Below are 18,791 nucleotides of genomic sequence, written 5' to 3'. Positions count from 1 at the left end.
CGACCAGAGGGGAACCAGCGTGGACGACGAGGAAGAGCGCGAGCTGTGCGGCCGTTTCGCCGCCGGTGACGAGCGCGCCCTCGAGCAGATCTACCGACGATGGTCGCCGATCGTGTTCACCCTCGCGCTGCGGGTGCTCGGCGAGAGAGGGGATGCGGAGGACGTGACCCAGAAGACGTTCGTCTCGGCATGGACCTCGCGGGCGTCGTACGACCCGGCCAAGGGCAGGCTGTCGACGTGGCTCGTCACGATCACCCGCCGCCGCATCGCCGACACGCTGGAGGCGCGCCGGCGCGTGCGCGAGCTGCAGGAGAAGCTGCAGCGATTCGCCGTCACCGACGATGAGGCGATCGCGTCCGACATCGACCTCGGAGACCGACTGTTGCTCGCCGACGAGATCGACCGCCTCGAGCCCGACGCACAGCGCGTGGTTCGGCTGGCGTTCTACGACGACCTCACCCACCAGCAGATCGCGACCCGCCTCGACATGCCGCTGGGTACCGTGAAGAGTCACATCCGCCGAAGTCTCACCCGCTTGCGCGACCGATTGGAGGTGTCTCATGTCTCACCTTGATCCCGAGCGTCTCGCGCTGGTCGCCGTCGGAGAAGCGGTGACGGATGCCGAGCACGAACACCTCGCCACGTGCGACGCCTGCTCCCTCGAGCTGGCAGAACTCGAGCACACGGTGGCGGTCGGCCGGTCCACGGTGACGCTGGGCGAACTCGAGGCGCCGCCCGAGCGGGTCTGGGATCGCATCCTCGACGAGGTCAGGTCGCAGCCGTCCGCGGCATCCGACGACAGCACGGCCGCGGCCGCAGTGTCTCCGGTGCCGGTCGCGGACCAGCAGACCGAGCGGCGCCGCACGCGGGGAGGCGGACGCGTGCTGTTCGCCCTGGCGGCGAGCATCGCCGCCGTCCTGGCCGTCGTCGGTGTTTGGAACCTGGTCAGAGCGCCGCAGTCGGTCGAGATCGCGTCGGCAACCCTCGCCGCGTTCCCCGATCACCCCGGTGCCAAGGGGACAGCGCTGGTGACCGAGCTCTCCGACGGAGAGCGCACCCTGACCGTGAGCCTCGACGACTCCGACGACGGCGACGGCTTCCGGGAGGTCTGGCTCATCACGGCGGACGCCTCGGCGCTGGTGAGTCTCGGCGAGCTCGACGGGAGGAAGGGCACGTTCGTCGTCCCCGCTGACGTCGATCTGAGCGACTACGTGCTCGTCGACGTCTCACAGGAGCCGCTCGACGGCGATCCCACTCACTCCGGCGACTCGATCGTGCGCGGCGAGCTCGAGTTCAGCTGACCCGCGGCGCTCTGTGTCCGGGCGCGGTGATGTCTGAAATGAAGTTTGTCGCCCCTGCATCCGTCTCGGCCGCTTCGAGCGAATACCTCTACGGCACCCTCCGTTCGGACCGTGCCGGGAATCGCATCGAAGGAGATCGGAACCATGAAGAAGACTCGCCTGGCCGTCGCGGCGGTCGCCGCCCTGGCTCTCGTATTCACGTCCACGCCCGCCCAGGCGTACGGCGGCGCCGCCCCCGCGGGCACGATCGTGGATGTCGCCGTCGCCGCATCCGGCGGCGGGACACCCGACGGCAACCCTTGGGACTACGACATCCTCGTTCAGGCGCTGGTGGCCACCGGGCTCGACGGAACGCTTGCGGATGCCGGGCAGACCTACACGGTGTTCGCGCCCAACGACCGCGCGTTCCTGCGGCTCGTGACCGATCTCACCGGAACGGCGCCGGAGAGCGAGGCGGCGGCGTTGTCGACCATCACCACGACCTTCACTGCCGAGCAGATCTCGAACATCCTGCTGTACCACGTGGTCGCGGGAAAGAAGCTCGGCCCGGTCAAGGTCATCACGGCCGGCTCCCTCACCATGGCCAACGGCGGCATCGTCCAGCCTCGCGGCATCACCCTGCGCGACGAGACTCCGGCGTTGAGCGACCCGCGCCTGGTGGTATGGGCGATCAACATCCCCGCGACCAACGGCGTGATCCACACGATCGACCGCGTCCTCGTTCCCGCGTCCTAGCGACGGACGGTCTCAGGCGCAGAACCTCAGCCGATGTATGACGGATGCCGCAGCCGCCGCGGCGGCTGCGGCATCCGTCAGTGTCCTTCGTGGGTGACCACGGGAAGGACCGTGCCGTCGGCGTCGAGGAGCGCCGCCCCCTGGCACGCCCCGAGCGCGGGCACCACGACGAGCGTCACGACGGCGGCTGCGGCCATGAGGCTCCACAGGCTCGTCCGGCGCGACGGACGCCGTGTTCCCCGCACGACCCCGCAGGCGACGGCCACCCCCAGGCCGGTGGCCGTCATGATCGCGAGGATGCCTGCGCGACCGGGTGCCGTGGCGAGGAGCGCCACGGCGATGGCGACCGCGGCCGCCGCTCCGGCCACCGCCGCACGCGGCGCCGGCGTCCGGTCGAGGGCCAGGCTCGCCGCGCCCCACGCCAGAGCCGCGACCCCCAGGACGACGGCGAGCACGCCGAGTGCTCGCGACAGCCCGTCGGCCTGGATCCCCACCAGGGCCGCGGCTCCGAGAGCGATGTCGACGAGACCCAGGCCCCACGCGGCGACGGGCACCCACGACGAAGCACGGCTGACGCGCTCGGTCGTGGATGCTGCGGCCATCGCGGTCACGCCGTCGCGAGCCGCGACGTCCGCTCGGCCGCCAGCCCGACGCCCAGCAGCACGATGGCGCTGGCGAGGTGCAGGAAGTGGTCGGGCGCGTTGAGCGCGAGGATGTTCGCCGGCGTGCCGACGAGGAAGAACCCGACGACGCCCAGCAACAGGTACGCGGCGCCCACCGTGACGTTCACGATCTTGGCCGGTCGTGCTCCTGCGATCCCGGCGATCAGCAGCGCGGCGCCGATCAGGAGGTGCGCGATGTTGTGGAGCGGGTTGACCTCGAAGATGCCCAGGAGGAGTCCGCCCTCGGTGGCGATGAAGCTGACGCCTCCCGTGAAGGCGAAGCCGAGAAGGCCGACGAGGAGGTAGACGGCGCCGAAGACCGTGGCGACGATGCGGTTCGGTGACGATCCCATGAGAGACCTCTCTTTCTCAGCGGCGGCGATCTGCCGTGCTGTGAAAGGTCTTCGGTGCGGGTGGGAAATCGGATGGGATGCCGCGGCTCGGCGACGCTGCAGAGCGGACTGTAGCCGATGGCCGCCCGTCGCAACGCCGGTTTGCAACGGCATGGCCGGACGGGGTGAACTTGACCAATGGCCACGACCGAAGACCTCGCGGACGATCTGGCGACCGCCGTCCGCGGTGCCGACGTCTACGCCGCCTATCAGCCGCAGGTGTCGTTGGAGAGCGGGTCGATCGTGGCCGCGGAGGCACTGTGCCGCTGGCGGCATCCGCGGCTCGGCGACATCGATCCCGCGACCATGATCGGTGTCGCGGAACAGAGCGGCGTGATCCATGCGCTCGGCCGAAGGATGATCGATGAGTGCCTCGACACACTCGCCGGATGGCGTGAGATGGGCCGCGACTGGGCCGTCGCCGTCAACGTCTCGCCGCTGCAGTTCGAGGACGAGTCCTTCGCAGATCATGTCGCCACCGAACTCGGGCGGCGGATGTTCACCTCGGGGGCGCTCGTTCTCGAGCTGACCCAGGACGCGCAGCCGGTCGATGAACGTGTGGTTCTGCCGCAACTGCGCCTGCTCCGCGAGATCGGAGTGGAGATCTCTTTCGCGGGATACGGCGCGAGCCCTGGCTCGCTGGATCGACTGCGGAGTGTGCCGCTGACGGAGGTGAAGCTCCCCGGGAACCTGGTGCGGTCGGCAGCGGGGCCCGCGCTGGATGCGCTGCGCGACAGCGTCGAGATCGCGCACGCACACGGGCTGCGAGTGGTCGCCGAAGGGATCGAGACTCTCAGCCATCTCGACATCGCGGTGCTGCTGGGCTGCGATCGCGCGCAGGGCTTCCTCATCCGGCATCCGGATTCGGAGATCGTGTTCCCGTAGCCCGTCGCGAGCTCGAGGGACGACGAGAGCACGCTCAGTCGTTCGCTCGCTCGGCTTCGCGAGGACTGGAGGAGGGATACCCACGCGAGCACGCGCGCTCTACGACCTCGGCACCGGGGTTGTCCAGTCCCTGCTCCGTCTCGCACCGCCCTGGCAGGCTGAGCCCATGCGAGAAGGAGATGCGATGAAGCAGCGCACGCTGGCGGGACGACAGGTGTCGGCGATCGGGCTCGGGGCCATGCCGCTGTCGATGAACAACGACAAGGTGTATCCGTCATTCGAGGATGCCGTGGCCACCGTGCATGCCGCGCTCGACGCCGGTGTCACCCTCATCGACACCGCCGACATCTACGCCCCGGACGGTGAGGAGATGGGGCACAACGAGCGCATCGTCGCCGAGGCACTGCGCACCTGGGACGGCGACGCGTCGAGCATCTTGGTTGCGACGAAGGGCGGGATCACGCTGGGAGACGACGGTGCCAAGGGGCGTGACGGATCGGCGGCATACCTGCGCTCGGCGGCCGAGAAGTCTCTCGATGTCCTCGGTGTCGACCAGATCGACCTCTACCAGTATCACCGTCCCGATCGATCGCTCGTCTACGGCGACATCATCACGGGGTTGAAGGCGCTGCAGGATGACGGGCTCATCCGTGCGGTCGGCATCTCGAATGCGAGCGTCGAAGAGATCCAGATCGCGATCGATGTGCTCGGCGAAGGCAACCTCGCCAGTGTTCAGAACGAGTTCTCGCCGAAGCATCCGGGAAGCGTCGACGAGCTGCGCTTCTGCGGAAAGCACGGCATCGCGTTCTTGCCCTGGAGTCCGCTGGGCGGCACCGGCGGGGGAGCGCGCCGGGTCGGCGATCGGTTCTCGGCGTTCCGCGAGGTCGGCGAGGCCCACGGCGTCAGCCCGCAGCAGGCGGTGCTTGCGTGGGAGCTGGCGCTGGGCTCGCACGTCATTCCGATTCCGGGTGCGCGGCGCGCGGCATCCATCATCGACTCGGCTCAGGCGGCATCCCTCGAGCTCAGCGCGGACGAGGTCACGCGCTTGTCGGCGTCGGTGGGCATCTTCGACGACTGAGCCGGCGGCGGCCAGTCATCTCAGGAACGCGACCGCCGGCGCGCTCATCCTCGACGTGATCGACCTGCTGCACACGGACTACGCGAGGACGTCGGATCCGCTGCGCGATGCCAGCCTGTTCACGCTTCAGTCGAGGGAGGCCGGCGGCGCAGCGGGCGCGAGGGGCGGGTTGGAGGAGGCGTCTGCCCGGAGCGTTCCGACTCGCTCGCCCCTCGCTCGCTCACCGACGGCGGAGTGGGAGTCTGTCGCCTCGCGCGCACCTCGTTCCGCGATCGAGGGGGTCGAGGCGTTTCGTCCCGCCCGCGGGAACTCGTCCCGGAAGCGACTGCTGATGGTGGGTCGGAGGCGGCGGGAGACCCGACCTGGGTCGGAACAGTCGCAGCCGGCTGCTTCTTGATCAGCTCCGCCACGGCGATCGGGATGCTTCCGACTGCGGCGGTCACGAGCGCGGTGATCGCAACCGTCCGCGCTGATTCGACGCCCAGCACGTAGGCGAGGACGGACGGGACGACGGCAGTGAGAATCGCGGCCATCGCCAGGGCGAGGAACCTGTTGAACTGCGTGAACAGCCAGAAGCCGAACAGGACAGCCAGTGACATTCCGAGGGGAAGCAGCGCCGTGCCGAGCAGCATCCAGCCGCTCCACAGCGCGAGGCGTTCCGGTGGCCATTCCGAGAACACGAGGCCGCCTGCCCACTGCAGGAGCAGGAGTGGGACGCAGACCAGAGCAGCGCCCAATGCGAGAAAGAAGACCAACTGCACGACCAGAGAGCGGACGCTGGAGATGTAGAGCGGACGTATCTCGACGGTCGGCAGGAAGACTGCTCCCGCATGGCTCTTGAGTGCGGCGTACGCCTCCGTCGCACGCATCGCCTCACTTGCCTCGTCCATCCGTGCGCGCTCGTCATCGGTGATGAGCATCGCTTCAGTCTGTGTGAGGACCTGCTCGTCAGGGTCGAGCACCGTCACCTGACGCAGCATCACGGTCATCTGCGCGAAGGACAGCCCCGACACCATCAAGCCGCCGACCAGGGTCGCCTGCAGGAGGATCAGCGCGTCCTTGCGGATCAGTGCATCGGAGAGCAGCAGGAATGTCAGGGAAAAGTACAGCAGCACCGGCACGACGAGCATGTCGCTGAGGGTGCGCCTCTTGAGGCCGATAATGCCGAGCAGTCCGGACTTCATAGCGGTGACGAATGTCGTCTCACCGACCGAGGCGTTGCGAATCTGCTCCCACGCGTCTGCCCACCCCTCGTCGCCGTACTTTGCGACGTACTGCCGCCTCAGGGTGTCGTGGAACATGAGCTCGTCGGTGGTGCCGATGGAGCGCATCAGCGCTTCGCCCTCGGCATCGAACGTGAATTTCAGTCCACCGATGCATCGCAGCAGGAACTTGAACTGCGACAGCGGCATGAGCTCGAGATCCTTGAAAGCCGGCCGGCCGTTCAGCCTCTGGAGAACGCCCGGCCGCCGCACCGCGGTCAGCGAGACCGCGCGCAGGACCTCGATCAGCACGACCGTGACCACGACGAAGATCGCCTCGAGCCAGAACGGCTTGCCGACACGCCAGGCCGTCGTGACAGCGATGCTCAGGCCGATCTCGCTGACGAAGATCCACAAGAGGCGGGGCAATGGAGCGAGGAACAGCAGATAGACGATGCCTGCGGCATACGTCGTGACGTTGAGTGCCGTCCAAGGATCGTTCAGCCGGATATCCGGGGGAGTCGCTGACGTCACAGCATCCCCCTCCGTGCCGCACGTTCCGACGGTCCACGACTCGGGCAACACCGCCGAATACGCGAATGATATGGCGCAAACCGCCGGGCTACCAGTGGGCCGAGTGCGGCCGACCTACCGTTCAGGCGGCCGACGATCCTCCTTCGGGACGGGAGACGCGGATGCTTCGACCGGGTCGCGTCGCAGCGGGTTAGGGTCGGGCCCATGGCCGAGGCATCCGATCACTGGCGCGACGCCGGCATCATCATGGGCTGGAATCCGAACCTGTGGGACGAATGGCCCGGCACCTATGCGGGTGTCGTGGCGGGCGTCGCGACCGGGACCCCGTTTGTGACGCAGTGGTCGGTGGGCGCCCGCAAGGAGGTGGAGCCGGGGACCGACGCGTGGCTGCTGCGGCAGGGCGGGTCGTACGGGCTCATCGGGCACGGCACCGTGCTGACGCAACCGTACGAGGATGCGCACTTCGCCGATCCACGGCGCACGGCGAGCTTCGTCGACGTCGCGTTCGACGAGCTCGTGGTCGAGGCCGACCGCGTGCCGCGGGACGTGCTCGAGGTCGTCGTACCGGAGGTGGCCTGGCGGTTTCAGTTCCGCTCGGGAAACCGCGTCGCGCCCGAGCCGAACCGGCGGCTTCGCGGGCTGTGGCGCGAGGCGACGTCGGCGCTCGGGTGAGGCTCGGGCTCACGGCGCGCAGGTCTCATCCACGCCCTTGAGGTGCGTCCCGTCGCGTGGAATCGTCGGAGTCCCGAGGATGACGCCGCGGGGGTGACCGGCGAAAGGACCGTCCGATGTCCGACGAGCAATTCCTCACCATTCCCTCGATTCCGGGTGAGGTGAAAGACGATCGCCATCCGGGGTCGATCGAGGTGCTGAACTGGAGCTGGCTCGTCTCCCACGCATCGTCCGACGCGCCGGGTGGGGGAGGCAGGGTAGGCAAAGCGGAGCTGTCCGACATCATGGTGGTGCTCCGCTTCGACTCGGCCACTCCGCTCCTCTTCGAGGCCTGTGCGCGCGGCAAGCGGTTCGGCGAGGCTCTGCTGTCCGTTCGCCGGCACGGGATGATCGGCGACTACCTCACCCTGCGCCTGAGCGACGCGGTCGTGACCACCGTCAGCACCACCCACTCGGGGGACGATCCGGTCGTGCAGATCTCGCTGGGCTTCGCTTCCGTCACGATGACGCACCAGATTCCGCAGCCCGACGGCTCACTCGGCGACCCGGTTTCGGTCACCTTCGGGCAGCAGCACGTCTGACGAGCTCTTCGGCCGGCTCGGCGGGCTACAGCAGTTCGGTTACGATCCGTTTGCCCGCCACGCCCGCAGCTGCTCGACCACGAACGCGTGGTCGTCGGCCTGCGGCAGGCCCGAGACGCCGACCGTCCCGACGACGCCGACGCCCTCGATCGTGATCGGGAACACTCCGCCGTGCGCGGCGTACTGGGTGATGTCGAGGCGCGCATCGGTGTCGAAGTTCTTGCCGGCCGCCCGGAACGACAGCCCCACCCCGAACGACGACCGGCCGTACTGCCGGGCGACCCGCGTCTTGCGCTCCAGCCACCCGTCGTTGTCGGCGCTCGAGCCGGGCAGCGCGGTGTGGAACACCCGCGCCTCGCCGAGCGTGATGCCGATGACGATCGGCAGCCCCGCTGCCGCGGCGGCCTGGCGCATCCGCGTGCCGAGAGCCCAGGCATCCGACAGATCGAAGCGAGGGAGCACGAGCTCGGCCTCGTCGGCCTGGACGCGGGCGAGCTGGGCGGCGATGTCGTCGGTCATGGGACGAACCTACCTACTGTCCCGGGTCGGCTCGATCGATCCGTCCTCTGTGACGGGCCGCGAGCTTGGGGCGGGATCCCCGGCAGCGCGGCGACGGGCCGGGGATTCCTCCCCAGGCAGTGGTTTCGCGGGCTGATTCGACGTTGTCCACAGAACCGGCGCTGACCAGCGCTTTTGCGGTTACTGGATGTCGGAACCCCTCGCCAGAATCGGGGTATGAACTTCCCGCTCGCCGACCTCAGGAGCGTGGCCGATCTGCTCGGCGACACTCTCGCGGTGGCGCTCGGCAGCGAGGCGTATCGGGCTCTATCGCACCGCGAGTTGGTCGATGCCGTAGGTGTTATCGAACGGCTGGGGCGGATCACGGATGCTGCGCGCCTCGCGCTCGCCGGGGACGTCGGGCGACGCGCCGACTCCGAGTTCGGAGACGACGCCATCACGGCGCAGTTCGGATGCGCGTCGGCGCAGGAACTGGTCGAACGCACGACGTTGGTGTCGAGCGCCACGGCGCGGGCACGGCTTCGCGATGCGAAGGCGATCACCAGCCGGGTGACGCTGACCGGGCAGACGCGTCCGGCACCGCTCGAGCATGCGCGTGCGGCGCTCGCGTCAGGGCGGCTCAGCGCCGATGCGCTGACCACGATCGTCGACGCACTGCGACCGCTGCTGGGGCGCTGCTCGGTCGATGAGCTCGAGGCGGCCGAGTTCGAGCTCGTGGGGGCGGCCGTGGGTGATGCCGAGGCACCGGCGTGCGGCATCCATGAATTGAAGGTCATGGCGACCACGTGGGCGTTGTTCCTCGACCCGGATGGCGCACTCCCCGATGAGGAGTACGCAGAGCGGATGCGCGGGATCCGCGTCAGCCGACGGTCGCGTCGCGGACTGCGCCGGATCTACGGCGATGTCACGGACGACGTCGCGGCGCAGTTCGACCGACTCGTGGACGCGCACCTCAACCCTCGCGCACAGGACCGCGGGCCGCGGTTCGTGGATGCCACGGCCGACGAGGCGCCGGACCAATGCGTGCCCGATCCGCGGACCATCGACCAGAAGCGGCACGATGCGTTCGCGTCCATCCTGTCTGCAGCGGCGGGCGCGGCCGAGACCCCCACATTGGGCGGTGCCGCACCGACCCTGATCGTCACCACCACCGAGCACGACCTGGCTGAGCCGAACGGTGTCGCGTTCGTCGAGAGCGCCGCCGGTCCGGTGCCGGTTCCGGCGTCGTTCGCCCGGCATGTCGGCTGCCACGGGACGATCCACCGGCTCACCCTTGCGGCGAACGGCGCCATCAAGGCGCTTCATGTCGAGGACCGGGTGTTCAACCACTGGCAGCGCAAGGCGATCGGTGCCCGCGACGGTGGCTGTGTCATCCCGGGCTGCACCGTTCCTGCCGCCTGGTGCGAGGTGCACCATGTCATCGACTGGGCGAAGGGCGGCCCGACCTCGGTCGACAACGGCGTTCTGCTCTGCTGGCATCATCATCGCGGCATCGAGACCAGCGGGCGGGAGATCCGTATGGTCGACGGCATGCCGCAGGTGCGACCACCCGGCTGGGTCGACCCGCAACGACAATGGCGAGAGCCCAACCGGCTCCTGCTCACCGAATTGAGACGCGCGAGGTCCGCGTAGACCGGCTACGAACGGGACGGTCGTCCCGCGCAACATCGACCCGGTCGTTGAGCGAGCGAGGAACGAGCGAGACGAAACGCGCCGAGGGCCGGAGTCACGCCGACGGGAGCGCCCGCTCGCTCACGCGCCGCGGTGACACCGCGGGCGGCGGCGCGTCCAGCGCGCGCAGCATCCGCTCGAGGGTGTCGCGCAGCTGCTCGCGTGCGGGCGAGTCGAGATCGGTCGTGTACTCGACGCCGGCCGGGATCCACGAGAGTCCGTACATCGTCTCGCGGAAGTCGCCGCCGCCGACCGGCCACCGGGTCCGGCCATCGCCCTCATCCGAAGCACCCTGGCCCCACTGGCCGAAGTAGTCGCGCATCGCCTCGAGCGGCAGCTCCATCACCGCGTCCGCCTCCACCGCCTGCCGCACCCACGAGCGCGCCACGAAGATGAACTCCTCGATCTCATCGGGAGTGAGCGGCTTCGGCTCGAACAGCACGCGCGTGTGCTCGACATCGGCCAGGCGGTCGACGCGGAAGGTGCGCCAATCCTCCTTCTCGATGTCCCAGCAGAGCAGGTACCAGTGCCGGTCGGCCGGTGCCAGGGCGTGCGGTTCGACGCGGCGGTGGGTGACCTCGCCGGACGCCGCCGTGTAGGTGAAGCGCACCCGCTCGTGGTCGCGGGTGGCGAGGGCGAGCTCGCCGAGCACCTCGCCCGACACGGCCGCGCCGGCGTTGAGGCCCGCCGGCTGCACGGTCTCGGCCAGCGCGGCGACGCGGCGGCGCAGGGGAGCCGGGAGCACCTGCTCGAGCTTCGCGAGCGCGGTGATGGTCGTCTCGGGTCCGCTGACGAGCCGCTGGGATGCCGCGACGCGCAGGCCGATCGCCATGGCCACGGCCTCTTCGTCGGTGAGCAGCAGCGGCGGCACCGCGCTGCCGGCCTCGAGGCGGTAGCCGCCGGCCGCGCCCGGCGACGACTCGATGCGATAGCCGAGGTCGCGCAGCCGTTCGACATCGCGTCGGACGGTGCGCTCCGTCACGCCCAGGCGATCCGCCAGCTCGGATCCCGGCCAGTGCCGGTGCGTCTGCAGCAGGTTCAGCAGCGAGAGGGCTCGCGTCGTCGTATCGGACATGACTCAAGATTGCCCGAGATTGCGGACCGGAACTGTCCGCATTGATTCCTAGCCTGAGGTCATGGCGAACGAATCGATCATCCAAGCGCAGGGACTCACCAAGCGCTTCACCGTGAAAGGCAAGACCGTCGAGGCCGTCACCGACCTCACGTTCCAGGTGGCGCGCGGCGAGCTCGTCGCGTTCCTCGGACCCAACGGCGCCGGCAAGTCGACGAGCCTGCGCATGCTCACGACCCTCATTCCCCCGACCGCGGGCACGGCGAAGGTCGTCGGCTTCGACATCCTGAAGCAGCCCGCCGACGTGCGAGCGCGCATCGGATACGTCGGCCAGCTCACGAGCGGCAGCTTCTCGCAGCGCGCCCGCGACGAGCTGCTGAGCCAGGGAGCGTTCTACGGCATGTCGAAGGCCGCGGCGCGCACGCGTGCCGACGAGCTCATCGAGTCGCTGGACCTCGGCGGCTTCGCGACGCGCTCGGTGCAGCAGCTGTCGGGCGGGCAGAAGCGCCGGCTCGACATCGCTCTCGGGCTCATGCACGCGCCGCCACTCCTGTTCCTCGACGAGCCGTCGACCGGACTCGACCCGCAGAGCCGGGCCAACCTGTGGCAGCACATCATCGACCTGCGTGCGCAGCACGGCACGACGGTCTTCCTCACGACGCACTACCTCGAGGAGGCCGACCGCTACGCAGAACGGGTCATGGTCATGGACCGCGGCCGCGTGATCGCCGACGACACTGCGACGCGCCTCAAGGCCGAGCTCGCGGGCGACGTGCTCACGTTCGGCTTCGCGACGGAGACGGATGCCGCAGCCGCCGTCGCCGTTGTGCAGCGGCTGACCGACCGCGACGTGCGCCGGACTGGCGGGGAGGCGGCCGACGCCGGCGCCGCGCAGACGTACGTGACCGTCACGGCACCCGAGGGAGACGCCCTGCTGCCCGCGGCCGTGCGCGCGCTCGACGCCGCGGGTCTGGCCGTCCGGACTGCGACCGGCGTTCCGCCGACGCTCGACGACGTCTTCCTCGCACTCACCGGCCGCACGCTGCGCGAGGCGGGCGAGGGCGAGAGCGAGCCCGACGACGCAGACGAGAAGAGCGCAGACGCCGCGGACGCGGCATCCCGCCCCGCCGAACCGGCGATCGAGAAGACAGGAGCGAACCGATGACCGCCCAGACGCAGACCCGACCCGACACCGCGGTGACGGCGAACCCGGCGCGCGACACGTGGAACGTGCTCACGCGCGAACTGAAGCCCGTCGTGCGCGACCCGTTCACGCTCATCTTCAGCCTGGTGCAGCCGCTGGTGTTCCTCGGGCTCTTCGCGCCGCTCCTCGTCGGCTCGTCGGGCCAGCCGGTGGGGGAGACCCTGCAGTGGTTCGTGCCCGGCGTGCTCGTGATGATCGTGCTGTTCGGCACCGGGGCGACCGGCTCGAACCTGCAGTACGAGATGATGACGGGCTCGCACGAGCGCACCCTGGTCGCCCCGCTCGCGCGTTCGTCGCTGCTGGTCGGTCGCGCGCTGAAGGAGATCGCACCGATCGTCGTGCAGGCGCTCATCATCGTGCTCATCGCGTGGCCGTTCGGCTTCACGATCAACGTGCCCGGACTGGTGATCGGGCTCGCCCTGCTCGCCGTGTTCGGCATCGGGCTCGGGGCGCTGTCGTACACGCTGGCGCTCAAGACCAAGGACCGCGAGTGGCTGTTCTGGGGCGTGCAGCAGACGCTGATCTTCCCGCTGCTGATCCTGTCGGGCATGCTGCTGCCGCTCGACGAGGCACCCGGATGGATGCGGGCGGTCGCCACCGTCAATCCGATCAACTGGGTGGTGCAGGCCGAGCGGGCGTTGTTCGCCGGCGACCTCGGCAACATCACGGTCCTGTGGGGCTGGGTCGCGGCTGTCGTCCTCGCGATCCTCGGCCTGGCGGTCGGCATCCGCGCCATGCGCAAGAGCAGCTGACCATGAAGCGGATGCCGCGGCTTCGAGCCGCGGCATCCGTGCGTGTGCGGGCGCCCGACGGGGTCTCGAGGCGAGCTGAGCGCGGATCCGAGAGTGTGGGCAGGCATGCTCGAGGGTGGCATCGGCGGCAGCGTGCGCGGTCCTAGGATCAGAGGATGACGACGGCGCGACGGCGAGGCATCCTCGCTGCCGTCACGGCCATCCTGCTCCTCGCGATGGGTGCGGGCGTCGCGTTCGTCGTCGGCGATGCGCTCGGCATCCGCACCGAGCCGGCCGCGCAGATGCAGCCCGCAGCGCCGGTGGTCGCGGCTGCGACGGATGCCGTGGCCGCGCCCGAGATCGCCGCACTGGACGTGCCCGATACGGAGCGTGTCAGGGTGGCGATGGACGAGCTGCGGGACGCCGTCGCCGATGCCTCCGCGCGTGAGGGCACGGCATCCCTCACCGTCGAGATGGCAGACGGTGACGCCGGCGGCGTGGCTGACGGCTACACGCTGGACGGCGACGCCGCAGCGCTGCGGATCCGCGCCGCCACGGAGGCCGGCGCGACACGGGCGATCTACGACCTCGCGGCCCAGGTGCGCGCGGCGCAGCCCCTCACCGACCTGCTCGGTGAGCACGCGGCATCCCGTCTTCCGCTGCGGATGAGCGACCTCGGGGCGGTCGGCGTGATCCCCGACCCGGCCGAGTGGGAGAGCGGTGACGACTACTCGCACGCGTCGAAGGCGTTCGCCGCCGTCGTGCAGCCCGAGCCGCCGTACATCGACCAGGCCGCGCTCGCCGCGGCCTACGAGGACTTCGACGGGTTCCTGCGCCACTCGCTCGCCAACGGCATCAACGCCGTCGCGTTCCCCGGGTTCGTCGAGTTCGTCACGTTCGACGACGTGCCGGGCGGCGCCGTCTATGCGGACGGCGACGACCACCGCGACAAGGCCCTGGCTCTCCGCGAGGCGTTCGCGCCGTTCTGGGAGCGCGCCGACGAGCTCGGCGTGAAGGTGTTCCTGCGCACCGACATGCTCGCCCTCACCGGACCGCTCGAGCGGTACCTGATCGACCGGTTCGGCTCGCTCGACACCGAGGACCCCGAGTTCTGGGGCGTCTACGCCGCCGGCCTCGACGAGCTGTACGAGGCGGTTCCCGCGCTCGACGGTGTGCTGATCCGCATCGGCGAGGCGGGGCCGGTCTACGACGTCGGCGGCTGGGACTACTACTCCGCACTCGAAGTGACCACCGTCGACGCCGTGCGGACGATGCTCGGGGCGCTCACGGCGCAGGCCGAGGCATCCGATCGCGAAGTCATCTTCCGCACGTGGAGCGTGGGTGTCGGGGCCGTCGGCGACATGCACACGAACGACGCGTCGTACGAGGCCGTGCTCGACGGCATCGACTCGCCCGCGCTCATCGTGTCGACCAAGTACACGCTCGGCGACTTCTACACGTGGCTGCCGTTGAACCACACGCTCGAGCAGGGCGCCCAGCGCCGCATCGTGGAGTTCCAGAGCCGCCGCGAGTTCGAGAACTTCGGCGCCTTCCCGAACGACCTCGGCCCGCAGTATCAAGCAGCGCTGCAGCAGCTGCTCGCCGAGAACGAGCGCATCGAGGGCGTCTGGGTGTGGACGCAGGACGGCGGTCCCTGGCGCGCCGGACCCATGTCGCTGTACCTGAAGTCGGGCTTCTGGCAGCTGTACGAGCTCAACACCCAGATGGCCGCCGCGCTCGCGCAGGACCCCGAGACCGATGTCGCCGAGGTGACCGCCGGCTGGGCGCGGCAGTGGTTCTCGGACGACCCCGCGACCGTGCAGGCCATCGCCGAGGCGATGACACTTTCGCGCGACGCGATCGCCCAGGGGATGTACATCGAGCAGTTCGCCGACCAGCGTGTGTTCGCGATCGGGCTCGAACCGCCGCCCATGATGTGGATCTTCGAGTGGGACATCCTCACCGGCGACTCCGCCGTGCTGGACGTGCTCTACGCGATCGTGCGCGATAGCGGGCTGTCGGGCGCGGACGCCTCTGCCGGGGCCTCGAGCGCCGGCATCGACGAGGCGATCGCCGACGGCGCGCAGGCGGTCGCCGCCGTCGAGAAGATGCGTGACCTCGTGACGGGAACGGATGCCGCGACCTGGCACTCCGCCGACATGCGCGACGCCTTCGTGGGCACACTCGACTACGAGCTCGACACCCTGCGGCTCCTCGAGGCGTACCGGGCGATGATCCTGCACCAGGGCGAGTGGCATGACACGCTCTCGCCCGAGTCGTACGCCGAGTGGGATGCCGATCGCGCCGCCTACGAGGCGCTCGCCGTCACGCACCTCGAGCGGTACGAGGGCAGCCTCGACTACCCCGCGTTCAACCTCACCGCGGCACAGCTCGGCGTCGAGAGGGCGGAGCGCGACCTCACGATGGCGTGGCTCGCACGCGGCCTGCTGCTGCTGGCGATCGCCTGGGTCGTGATCGGCATGCTCGCCGCCCGCACACGACTGGTCGCCAGGCCCGGTGCCGCCGCCGCGCGGGCGACGTGGATCGCCTCGACTCGTCCGTGGCGCGCGCGCGAGTCGACGCTCGGCATGCTCGAGCTCGACCGCTGGCTGCTGCTGATCGTGCCGACCGCGCTGCTCGTCGCCACGCGGGCGGTGCAGACGTCGTTCCTGTCGTGGACGCATCTGGCCGTCACCATCGGGGCGTGGGCGGTGTTCGCCCTCGTGGTGCGGCTGTTCGTCTGGCAGCGGTCGCCGTGGCCGGTCATCGCCGCAGTGGGCGGCGTCGTGATGCTGCGATGCATCCTCACCCTGTTCGCCCTGTCGTTCACCGGACCCGGCGGCTACTGGTTCGCGTTCTGGACCGACCCGGTGCTGCGCACCGTGTACATCACGGTGGCGTTCGCGCTCTTCGTCTGGGTCTTCGTCGCCGCCGGCTGGGCTCTCGCCGCCCAGGTGCGCGCCCGCCGCGCCACCGGGTACGTGCTGGCCGCCGTGGGCGCCGGGCTGCTCGTGCCGTCCGCCGCGGTCGGCGTGATCGGCCTCGAAGCGGCGCTCACGCTCTGGAACGACGAGATGGGCCTGCTGCCTTGGGGCCTCGCGCGCATCCTCGGCATCACGACCTACCTCGAGATCCCCGACGCCACTGCGTGGGCGGCCGCCGGGTTCGCGGCCGTGCTGCTCGTCGTGGGCGTCGCGCTGGCGCTGCCCTGGCGACGTCGTCGCGCGGCGGGATCCACGCTCCCAGAGGCGGCCGGCGACGTGCCGGCCGCGCGGTGAGACGGCGCGTGAACGCCCCCTCCTGAAGGAGGGAGTGCGGCGCCGGCCGTCCTCGACCACTCACTTCGGAGGAGTACTTTAGAAGCATCCCCGAAACGATTCGAAGAGGTATTCACCATGCGCTCACGAAGCACAGCACTCCTGTCCATCGCCGCCGTTTCCGGCCTGCTCCTCGCCGGTTGCGCGTCGACCGCCGAGCCCGAGGCCACGCCCACATCGGCCGCGTCGTCGGTCGTCGAGTCGTCGGTCACCGAGCCGGCGGCCGCCGGTGAGCGCGTCGGCGTGGACGGCAACGAGCTCGAGGTGTGGAGCAGCATCGTCCCCGACGAGAGCGCTGCGGCAGTCCTGGACGAGCCGGAAGCCGGCAACCAGTGGGTGACCGTCAACGTCGCCCAGTGGGTCACCGACGAGGACCTCTCGGACGTCGACGTCGCACCCGTCCTGCGCTCGACCGAGGACGAGTCCTTCTCGGCCGACGCCGTGTCGCAGCGCTCGGTCGACGTGCCGATGACGCCGGAGAAGTCGTACACGTTCGTGTGGAGCTTCCAGGTGCCCGAGGCGCTCGTGGACGCCGAGACCCTCGTGGTCTGCGTCGGCTCGGGTGACGAGGGCTGCAGCAGCCTCGTCGCCGAGTGATCCCACGGCGCCGCCCGCATGGGCGGCGCCGGATCCACCGCCTTCGCGCCGTGTGCCTTCGGGTGCACGGCGCGAACGCGTTTCTGCGGCAGTCTGCCTGCACCGCGCCGGTCGGGCTCGTGGGAAGAAGTACCTTGTATGCCAATAGTTTGTATGCAAAGCTATGCCCATGACGACGACCGCCACCCCGCTCGAATCGTCGGTGTGCTTCGCGCTGTACACGTCGATGCAGGCGACGCTGCAGCTCTACCGCGACCTGCTGGAGCCGTGGGGGCTGACCTACCAGCAGCTCATGGTGCTCGCGGTCGTGTGGGAGCGCGACGAGGTGTCGCCAGGCGAGCTCGCCGAGGCGCTCTGCCTCGACGCGAGCAGCGTGTCGGGCCTCGTCGGCCGGCTCGAGCGCATGGGCTATCTCCAGCGCGAGCACCGGTCCACCGACCGCCGCTCGGTGCGGATCACCGCCACCGCGCACGCGCTCGCGGTGCGCGGCGAGCTCGGTCACATCGAGCGCTGCGTCGCGGAGGCCATGCAGGTCGCGCCCGCAGAAGCCGAGTCCGTCATCGGAACGCTCCGGTCGCTGCGCACCTCGATGCGCGGGTACGACGCGCGCGCGGCATCCATCGCCTCATGAACGGCAAGGAAGGAAACGCATGACCCTCGAAGAGATCCCCGTCACCACGATCCACGGAGACAGCACCACCTTCGGTGACCTCACCGACGGGCGGCTCGCCCTCGTCGTGAACGTCGCGTCGCGGTGCGGACTGTCGCCGCAGTATGAACAGCTCGAGGCGCTGCAGAAGGAGTATGCCGACCGCGGCTTCACCGTGATCGGCTTTCCGAGCAATCAGTTCCTGCAGGAGCTCTCGACCGAAGAGGCGGTCGCCGAGTACTGCTCGACGACCTGGGGAGTCACGTTCCCGATGGCCGAGAAGGTGCGCGTCAACGGCCGCAACGCCCACCCGCTCTACCAGGAGCTGACCGGGACGCCCGACGTCGACGGCAAGAAGGGCCGCATCACCTGGAACTTCGAGAAGTTCCTCGTCAGCCCTTCGGGTGAGGTGAAGCGGTTCTCACCGCAGACCAAGCCTGACGCTCCCGAGGTCGTCGAGGCGATCGAGGCCTGGCTGCCGGGGGAGTAGCCCGCGACGCTCAGGCGGTGCCGGCAGCCGATGCGGTGCGTCGTTGCTCGATGCCGCGCTGCGCCCGGCGGGCGATGCCCACGACACCTGTGATGAGGGCGAACACGCCCAGCACCAGCACGCCGATGGCGATCGTGGTGGCGGGGCTGAGCGACACCAGCCACGACGCGAGCGCGGCCTGACGGGCAGGGTCGGTGAGGAACCACACCGCGCCGGCGGCGATCGCGGCGAGGACGAGGCCCCACACGATGCCCGCCCAGCGGACCCGCGGACGGGAGAGGGCGACGGATGCCGCCGCCGCAGGCCGGTCGGATGCCGCGGTCTCAGGCCGGTCGGATGCCGTCGTCGGCGGCTCCCATGCGGGCGGCCGAGCGCCGGTGAACGCCGGCGGGAGGACGGCCGGCGCCACCGGCACCTCGGGCGTGGGCGGGACGAGGTCGTCGACCGTGATGGGGTCGGCGGGTGCGGCATCCGGAGTTTCAGGAGTGCTCATGGCGGG

20 protein-coding genes are annotated in these 18,791 nt (G+C 69.8%); 14 read left to right on the top strand and 6 right to left on the bottom strand.

Annotated features, from left to right (window positions below):
• Window positions 1-19: 19 nt before the first annotated feature.
• The 3 genes from VIP82_RS13860 to VIP82_RS13850 all read left to right on the top strand — a co-directional run bounded on the left by VIP82_RS13860 (window position 20) and on the right by VIP82_RS13850 (window position 2,036).
• Window positions 20-574, top strand: coding sequence for an RNA polymerase sigma factor (locus VIP82_RS13860; protein ID WP_331909567.1), 555 nt, complete (start codon window positions 20-22; stop codon window positions 572-574).
• A complete protein-coding gene (locus VIP82_RS13855; protein WP_331909565.1) occupies window positions 561-1,301 on the top strand; it encodes an anti-sigma factor in 741 nt (246 codons plus the stop codon). The genes VIP82_RS13860 and VIP82_RS13855 overlap by 14 nt, the downstream gene beginning before the upstream one ends.
• Window positions 1,302-1,445: 144 nt before the next feature.
• Complete coding sequence (locus tag VIP82_RS13850) at window positions 1,446-2,036, top strand: fasciclin domain-containing protein (RefSeq protein WP_331909563.1); 591 nt, start codon at window positions 1,446-1,448, stop codon at window positions 2,034-2,036.
• Window positions 2,037-2,113: 77 nt separating this feature from the next.
• Here the strand turns inward: VIP82_RS13850 and VIP82_RS13845 are convergent, their stop codons facing one another.
• A complete protein-coding gene (locus VIP82_RS13845) occupies window positions 2,114-2,638 on the bottom strand; it encodes a hypothetical protein (protein WP_331909561.1) in 525 nt (174 codons plus the stop codon).
• A 5-nt stretch (window positions 2,639-2,643) separates the two neighbouring features.
• On the bottom strand, window positions 2,644-3,051 hold the full coding sequence (locus VIP82_RS13840; RefSeq protein WP_331909559.1) for a DUF4383 domain-containing protein: 408 nt from the start codon (window positions 3,049-3,051) through the stop codon (window positions 2,644-2,646).
• A 177-nt stretch (window positions 3,052-3,228) separates the two neighbouring features.
• Here VIP82_RS13840 and VIP82_RS13835 point away from each other — a divergent pair, with 177 nt between their 5' ends.
• Both VIP82_RS13835 and VIP82_RS13830 read left to right on the top strand, forming a co-directional pair.
• A complete protein-coding gene (locus VIP82_RS13835; RefSeq protein WP_331909557.1) occupies window positions 3,229-3,975 on the top strand; it encodes an EAL domain-containing protein in 747 nt (248 codons plus the stop codon).
• 184 nt (window positions 3,976-4,159) lie between these two features.
• The gene (locus VIP82_RS13830; RefSeq protein ID WP_331909555.1) at window positions 4,160-5,053 is read left to right on the top strand and encodes an aldo/keto reductase; all 894 of its coding nucleotides are present in this window, start codon (window positions 4,160-4,162) and stop codon (window positions 5,051-5,053) included.
• Window positions 5,054-5,172: 119 nt separating this feature from the next.
• Here the strand turns inward: VIP82_RS13830 and VIP82_RS13825 are convergent, their stop codons facing one another.
• A complete protein-coding gene (locus VIP82_RS13825) occupies window positions 5,173-6,789 on the bottom strand; it encodes a hypothetical protein (RefSeq protein ID WP_331909553.1) in 1,617 nt (538 codons plus the stop codon).
• A 204-nt stretch (window positions 6,790-6,993) separates the two neighbouring features.
• On the opposite strand from VIP82_RS13825, the gene VIP82_RS13820 reads away from it, so the two are divergent.
• Entirely contained in the window at window positions 6,994-7,461 is a 468-nt protein-coding gene (locus tag VIP82_RS13820; RefSeq protein WP_331909551.1) for a hypothetical protein, read from the top strand.
• Between the two features lie 116 nt (window positions 7,462-7,577).
• A complete protein-coding gene (locus tag VIP82_RS13815) occupies window positions 7,578-8,042 on the top strand; it encodes an Hcp family type VI secretion system effector (protein ID WP_331909549.1) in 465 nt (154 codons plus the stop codon).
• A gap of 39 nt (window positions 8,043-8,081) precedes the next feature.
• On the opposite strand, the gene VIP82_RS13810 is transcribed toward VIP82_RS13815, so the two are convergent.
• The gene (locus tag VIP82_RS13810; protein ID WP_331909547.1) at window positions 8,082-8,561 is read right to left on the bottom strand and encodes a heme-degrading domain-containing protein; all 480 of its coding nucleotides are present in this window, start codon (window positions 8,559-8,561) and stop codon (window positions 8,082-8,084) included.
• A gap of 216 nt (window positions 8,562-8,777) precedes the next feature.
• On the opposite strand from VIP82_RS13810, the gene VIP82_RS13805 reads away from it, so the two are divergent.
• Entirely contained in the window at window positions 8,778-10,193 is a 1,416-nt protein-coding gene (locus VIP82_RS13805; RefSeq protein ID WP_331909545.1) for an HNH endonuclease signature motif containing protein, read from the top strand.
• 94 nt (window positions 10,194-10,287) lie between these two features.
• Here the strand turns inward: VIP82_RS13805 and VIP82_RS13800 are convergent, their stop codons facing one another.
• Window positions 10,288-11,307, bottom strand: a complete 1,020-nt coding sequence (locus VIP82_RS13800; protein WP_331909543.1) for a helix-turn-helix transcriptional regulator — start codon at window positions 11,305-11,307, stop codon at window positions 10,288-10,290.
• Between the two features lie 61 nt (window positions 11,308-11,368).
• On the opposite strand from VIP82_RS13800, the gene VIP82_RS13795 reads away from it, so the two are divergent.
• The 6 genes from VIP82_RS13795 to VIP82_RS13770 all read left to right on the top strand — a co-directional run bounded on the left by VIP82_RS13795 (window position 11,369) and on the right by VIP82_RS13770 (window position 18,292).
• Window positions 11,369-12,469, top strand: coding sequence for an ATP-binding cassette domain-containing protein (locus VIP82_RS13795; RefSeq protein WP_331909541.1), 1,101 nt, complete (start codon window positions 11,369-11,371; stop codon window positions 12,467-12,469).
• Window positions 12,466-13,260, top strand: a complete 795-nt coding sequence (locus VIP82_RS13790) for an ABC transporter permease (RefSeq protein WP_331909539.1) — start codon at window positions 12,466-12,468, stop codon at window positions 13,258-13,260. The genes VIP82_RS13795 and VIP82_RS13790 overlap by 4 nt, the downstream gene beginning before the upstream one ends.
• 155 nt (window positions 13,261-13,415) lie before the next feature.
• Window positions 13,416-16,517, top strand: coding sequence for a phosphatidylglycerol lysyltransferase domain-containing protein (locus VIP82_RS13785; RefSeq protein WP_331909537.1), 3,102 nt, complete (start codon window positions 13,416-13,418; stop codon window positions 16,515-16,517).
• Between the two features lie 117 nt (window positions 16,518-16,634).
• Complete coding sequence (locus tag VIP82_RS13780) at window positions 16,635-17,153, top strand: hypothetical protein (protein ID WP_331909535.1); 519 nt, start codon at window positions 16,635-16,637, stop codon at window positions 17,151-17,153.
• A gap of 169 nt (window positions 17,154-17,322) precedes the next feature.
• Window positions 17,323-17,784 (top strand): MarR family winged helix-turn-helix transcriptional regulator, encoded by a 462-nt coding sequence (locus VIP82_RS13775; protein WP_331909533.1) that lies wholly within the window; start codon window positions 17,323-17,325, stop codon window positions 17,782-17,784.
• A 19-nt stretch (window positions 17,785-17,803) separates the two neighbouring features.
• Window positions 17,804-18,292: a glutathione peroxidase gene (locus tag VIP82_RS13770; RefSeq protein ID WP_331909531.1), complete on the top strand. Its 489-nt coding sequence runs from the start codon at window positions 17,804-17,806 to the stop codon at window positions 18,290-18,292.
• Window positions 18,293-18,302: 10 nt separating this feature from the next.
• On the opposite strand, the gene VIP82_RS13765 is transcribed toward VIP82_RS13770, so the two are convergent.
• On the bottom strand, window positions 18,303-18,785 hold the full coding sequence (locus VIP82_RS13765; protein ID WP_331909529.1) for a hypothetical protein: 483 nt from the start codon (window positions 18,783-18,785) through the stop codon (window positions 18,303-18,305).
• Window positions 18,786-18,791 lie beyond the last annotated feature (6 nt).

Source organism: Microbacterium sp., from assembly GCF_036566905.1.
GTDB lineage: Bacteria > Actinomycetota > Actinomycetes > Actinomycetales > Microbacteriaceae > Microbacterium.
Note: the sequence above shows the minus strand (reverse complement) of the source record. Positions and strands in the feature narration are given on the sequence as shown.